This window comes from Deltaproteobacteria bacterium (assembly GCA_016930875.1).
Taxonomy (GTDB): Bacteria; Desulfobacterota; Desulfobacteria; order Desulfobacterales.
Genome location: JAFGFW010000190.1, coordinates 1 through 5017, shown reverse-complemented (window position 1 = coordinate 5017; position 5017 = coordinate 1). Strand labels below are relative to the sequence as shown.

Here is a 5017-nt window from a genome sequence, read left to right as displayed (position 1 = left end):
TCTTCATCTTTTCCCATTCAAGGTTCGATGCCTGTCGAGAGCCTCAAGGTCGAGCGATTGGACGTTCGATGTTCGATGTTCATTTTTTTGTAACCGTGAACGGTTACGTTCTATATCTCCACAATCGTAACACCAGGACCCCCCTGATGAGGACCTCCCTGGCGGGTTCCCAACACAAGGGGATGCTGTCTCAAAAACGGCGCGAGACTGTTGCGAAGGGCGCCGGTTCCCACTCCATGGATGATCCGAAGCTCCTTTAGACCGGCCAACACAGCATCGTCCAGGGATTTATCTACCACACTTAAAGCTTCCTCCACGCGCATCCCGCGAATGTCAATTTCAGTCCGAACGTTTTCCGGGGCATGGGTCTGAACACCAAGGATTCGATCGGCGCAAGACTCCTCGGCATCTTTGGCCATGCTCAATTCATCTCTTGGCACATGGGCCTTGAGCTTCCCAAAGGCAATAAGTACGCGGCCGGCCTGATCCTGATCAGATAACACCGTCCCGAGCACGCCACTTTGTTTCCAATAAACCCGGTTTCCGGGCCGGAGTTTACTCGAAAGCTGGTTTTTTCCATGGAATTTCTCGTCAAACGTCAGGATTTCAAACTTCTTTTCAAGAGCCGTTCTTTCCTCATCGACAAGTAATCTGGCTTCACGGATGGCTTCTTTGCTGGCGCCTTTTTCTCTAATCGTGCGTATGGCATTTTCCACAGTGGCATTTGCCTGCCTTATGATGTCGCTGGCCTTTTCGACCGCCTTGTGGCGCAGTTCCTTTACGTGGCCTGCCAGGCGTGCGCTTTCCGTCTCGTAATGCTGCCTCAACCTGTCCACCATGGTTCTTTCCTCTTCCAGATCCCTTCCCAGTTGTCTGTTATCCTCGATCTGTTGTTCGATTGTTAGAATTAACTCCTCCAATCGATTTGTCTGGGTTCCCATCAGAGACCTGGAACGCGAGACAATGGTTTCCGGAAGGCCCATGCGTCTGGCGATCTCAAAAGCGTAGCTGGAACCGGGAAGATCAGCACGAAACTCGTATGTCGGGGTGAGTGATTGACTGTCAAAGGCCATGGATCCGTTCGCAATACCGGCGGTTTCATGGGCAAAGGCCTTTAGCGCGCCATGATGGGTTGTCACCACGGTGACGACTCCACGGGCAGTCAGCGCTTCCAGCACAGCCATGGCCAGGGCAGCCCCTTCCTCCGGATCAGTGCCGGTTCCGATCTCGTCAATAAGCGCCAGGTCTCTGGAGGATGCTTCCTCAACAATGGCCTTGATCTCGTAAAGATGGGCGGAAAAAGTGGAAAGGTCCATCTCGATAGACTGTGCGTCTCCCACGTGAGCGAAGATGCTATCAAAGATCGGCACCTCTGAATCGGCATCTGCGGGTATATGAAGCCCGCACGAAACCATGAGGGCCAGGAGCCCCAGTGTCTTTAGCGCCACTGTCTTTCCGCCGGCATTTGGTCCGGTTATGACCAGTGTGTTAAAGCCTTCTCCGATTGCGAGATTCAGGGGGACCACATCCGACAAAGGCGATTTTTTCAGAACAAGCAGCGGGTGACGCCCATTCTTGATCTTGAGCGCCCCCCGGGTGTTTAGGGCGGGCTCATGTTGATTCATTGCCTTTGACGCCAGGGCTGCAGCGTAAATGCAATCAAGGCTGACCAGGATCTCAAAGTTTTGTTCCAATTCACTCAGATCTTTGCGAACAATATCGGTCAAGGCACGAAGCGCCCTTTCAATTTCATGACGCTCTTCTGCTTCAAGGCGGCGAATCTGGTTGTTGAGCTCCAGTGTATTGAGGGGCTCCACAAAAACGGTTGCTCCGCTTGCCGACTTGTCGTGCAAAACCCCTTCCACCAAGTGCTTGTGGCTCTCTTTTACCGGGAGTACCCACCGCCCGGATCGCATGGTGATGAAGCGTTCCTGGAGGATACCTTTATGCGCCAGCCTGTGAAGCAGGCTCTCCAGTTGCCTTCGCGCTCGTTCAATGGCCTTGGCTTTCTCGCGACGGATGGCGCCAAGAGCCGGGCTTGCCCGGTCCCGAATCTCCAAAGAACTTAGGTCGATTGCCCTGTCTATTTCTTGCATCAGGCCGGGGTTGGAGCTAAGTCCTTTGGCGACCTCACAAAGGAGGGGGAAATCCTGCCGGTTTTCTCTGAAAAAACTGTGAAGTCCTCTCCCTAACCCCAGGATTCTATGAATCTCGCGAAAAGCCTTTGCATCCAGATAGCTTCCCTCAACGGCTGCTGATTGCAGATAGCTACTGACGTCGTTGAAAGTATCCATTGGAAAGGAACCACCTGAGTCCATAAGGGTGCGAATCTCGGAGATTCTTCCCAGGCCCTTTCTGACCAGTTCGAGGCTTGAAAGGGGTTTTAGTTGCCGAAGACGCTCGGCAGAAAGGGGGCAATGGCTCCGGCGGGTCAGGTCGTCAAGGACCTTGCCGAATTCTAAGGTTTGATATAGATGGTTGTTCAAAACCTGGACCAAGATTATAGTTGACCAGCCATAGCGTCTCAGGTATTGGTTGTCAACGGCAAAACAGTCGGCCAGGTTAAGATAAGCATGAAAGACGAGATCCAAAAGAAGATATTGCAGGCCATCAGAGCGATTCCCAAGGGACAAATTAGGGATACTGTCGTTAAAGAGACCATTCGATGCGTCCTTTTCGGTTTCTTAAAGGAGCAAGGACTGCGCCCCGTTCCTGCATTTCGTAATCCACGCTATCCGGAGGGCCCGGTGGACATGGTGGGCATGAATGATGATCACGCTGTTGAGGTGGCTTTCTGCAGCAATCCCACGATTGAACTCAAAGACATCAAGAGCCTGGAACGCGTGGTCTGTGAAAAGAAAACCGTCATCAGTTTTTCGCCAAATGAAAAGAAGGTCAAGATGAGCACCTTTTTCCTTAAACCCGGGATAGAGCATATTTACATCTATGAGAAGTAAACAGAACGACGGAAGCCGGCAAACGTGAAAAAAGCACCGTCTGTCATAGACACCCACGCCCATTTGGATGAATTCCCTGATCCACAGGATGTCATAACGGAGGCCAAGGAAGGTGGCGTCCTGGCCATTGTGGCCGTAGGACAAGACATCTCGTCCAACCAGAAAACCTTGGAAATAGCAGGCCAGAATCCGGGATTCGTCTTTCCGGCCGTGGGGTATCATCCGTGGCGTCTAAACCCGAAAAACGATGACGAGACACTTGCCCATATTGACAAGAACCTGTCTCATTGTATTGCCCTTGGCGAGGTGGGACTTGACTATAAGGCAAAGACAAAGAAAAAGGTGCAAAAGGCCATCTTTCTAAGGCTCCTCTCCATAGCAAAAAAACATGACAAGCCGATGATACTGCATTGCCGGTATTCACACGAGACGGTTTTTCGCATGGTCAAAGAGGCGGGTTTAAAAAAAGCGGTCTTTCACTGGTACAGCGGTCCTCTTGACTTGATTCCTCTTATCGCCGCTGCCGGCTACTATATGTCTGCCACCCCGGCGCTCCTGTACAACCCGTACCATGAAAAGGCCATCAATGCAGTGCCCCTTTCCAACCTGCTACTCGAGACCGATACCCCGGTTCAATATCGGGAGTTGGCCACAAGGCCTGTCCATGTACAGGTCACCTTGGCGGAGGTGGCCAGAGTCAGGGGGATCACCCAAGAAGAAATAGCTGAGCAAACTACCCGAAACGCAAGAGCCTGTTTCGACTTAGAGGGTTTTTCCTAAAGCCATTGGTACGCCGCACAAGCGATCCCCGCAGATTGATCCGCCGGAGGCGGAGAAAAGGGCCATTTATGGATGGACACTAGCTATTTCTCTTTGTGCCGGTACAGGTAAATGCACTGCCGATCATCTTGATGTGGCTTCCTTTGTCGATGCCGATGTCCTTGCCGCACAAGCACTTCACCCTATCTTTATCTCTCCCTATATCGTACATCCTTACGATTCTATCCTTATGACATCTCAAAACCTCTCCCTGGCCGATCTTGTCGTATTTCCACAACTTCCTCTTGCAGGCCGCACATCTTATAACGAGCACAGCAAATCCGGCTCCTTCTTTGACATAACACCCTCAATAGTATACCCTGCACGCTACGTAAACCATAAAATCATAGACCCCGAAAGGCCGCGTCCCCAGCATTTTCCCCACAAACTGATCTTTGGACAATATCGGCAAACCCAGGGGGCATCACTTCCCTGGCAGGGTCAATAGCCTTGCCGAAAGCGCCTTGCAACTTAGTTGCATCCATGTTATTAGCAACATTATGTCTGAATATTGCAACTACGTGGAAATGCTTGAGGGCAATGGTGTGGACCCGACCGCCCTTCGTGAGGCAGTTTTCAGGTCAATCGGGGAGGGATCGAGGCCGCTTGCGGCGGCCGAAATCATGGCGACTGTCCGGGAGCAGATGTCTATTAACAAAGTTACCCTTTATCGCATCCTTGACTTGCTGGTAGACAAGGGTTTGGTTAAACGCCTTTCAGCCGGAGACAGGGCTTTCAGGTATGGAATGGGCGCAACCCGGCATCATCCTGACCATCCCCATTTTGTGTGCAGCCGATGCGGGGTCATGGAGTGTCTGGGGCCGGAGTTTCTCCCCGTAGATATCGGGAAGTATCAAAAAAAGGGCAAACGGATCATCAAGAGTGTGGATGTCCGATTTGAGGGAACTTGCGAAGACTGCCTCAAGGCTGGAAACTGAATGACGTATATGTTGTCTATTAAGGATCTTGACAAGGATATTTCTGGAGGTGTCGCATGTGCATCTTTTGCGGCGGCCAGTGCGGCGGCATCGGTGATGCCCTTTACTCTGTGATCATAGGCCTGCTTTTTAAGGCTCGGTATTGGCTTAGGGCTCGCTCAAAAATAACCTCACATTTTGATGCGCCGACCTGCCGGCCGGCAGGCAGGTCCATCACGCCTGGCTGCGTTGCTCGTCGGTTAAATAGCTTGCTATTCGCCCTCCTCGCGCCTTGCCATGCGTGCGCCTCGACTCCTGAAAATG

The 5017-nt window shown here is 51.9% G+C and carries 6 protein-coding genes; 4 read left to right on the top strand and 2 right to left on the bottom strand.

The features are described 5' to 3' along the window. Nucleotides 1-110: 110 nt before the first annotated feature. Nucleotides 111-2591 (bottom strand): endonuclease MutS2, encoded by a 2481-nt coding sequence (locus JW883_15930; protein MBN1843754.1) that lies wholly within the window; start codon nt 2589-2591, stop codon nt 111-113. Between JW883_15930 and JW883_15925 the strand changes: the two genes are divergently transcribed. Together JW883_15925 and JW883_15920 are read left to right on the top strand one after the other, a co-directional pair. Continuing rightward, nucleotides 2574-2957, top strand: coding sequence for a hypothetical protein (locus JW883_15925; protein MBN1843753.1), 384 nt, complete (start codon nt 2574-2576; stop codon nt 2955-2957). The genes JW883_15930 and JW883_15925 overlap by 18 nt on opposite strands. Nucleotides 2958-2981: 24 nt before the next feature. Continuing rightward, nucleotides 2982-3737, top strand: coding sequence for a TatD family hydrolase (locus JW883_15920; protein ID MBN1843752.1), 756 nt, complete (start codon nt 2982-2984; stop codon nt 3735-3737). A gap of 79 nt (nt 3738-3816) precedes the next feature. Here the strand turns inward: JW883_15920 and JW883_15915 are convergent, their stop codons facing one another. Beyond that, nucleotides 3817-4050, bottom strand: coding sequence for a hypothetical protein (locus JW883_15915; protein ID MBN1843751.1), 234 nt, complete (start codon nt 4048-4050; stop codon nt 3817-3819). Nucleotides 4051-4276: 226 nt separating this feature from the next. Here JW883_15915 and JW883_15910 point away from each other — a divergent pair, with 226 nt between their 5' ends. Continuing rightward, nucleotides 4277-4714: a transcriptional repressor gene (locus JW883_15910; protein ID MBN1843750.1), complete on the top strand. Its 438-nt coding sequence runs from the start codon at nt 4277-4279 to the stop codon at nt 4712-4714. A 56-nt stretch (nt 4715-4770) separates the two neighbouring features. Next, nucleotides 4771-5017, top strand: a 247-nt coding sequence (locus JW883_15905) for a hypothetical protein (protein ID MBN1843749.1), incomplete at its 3' end; no start/stop codon positions are given.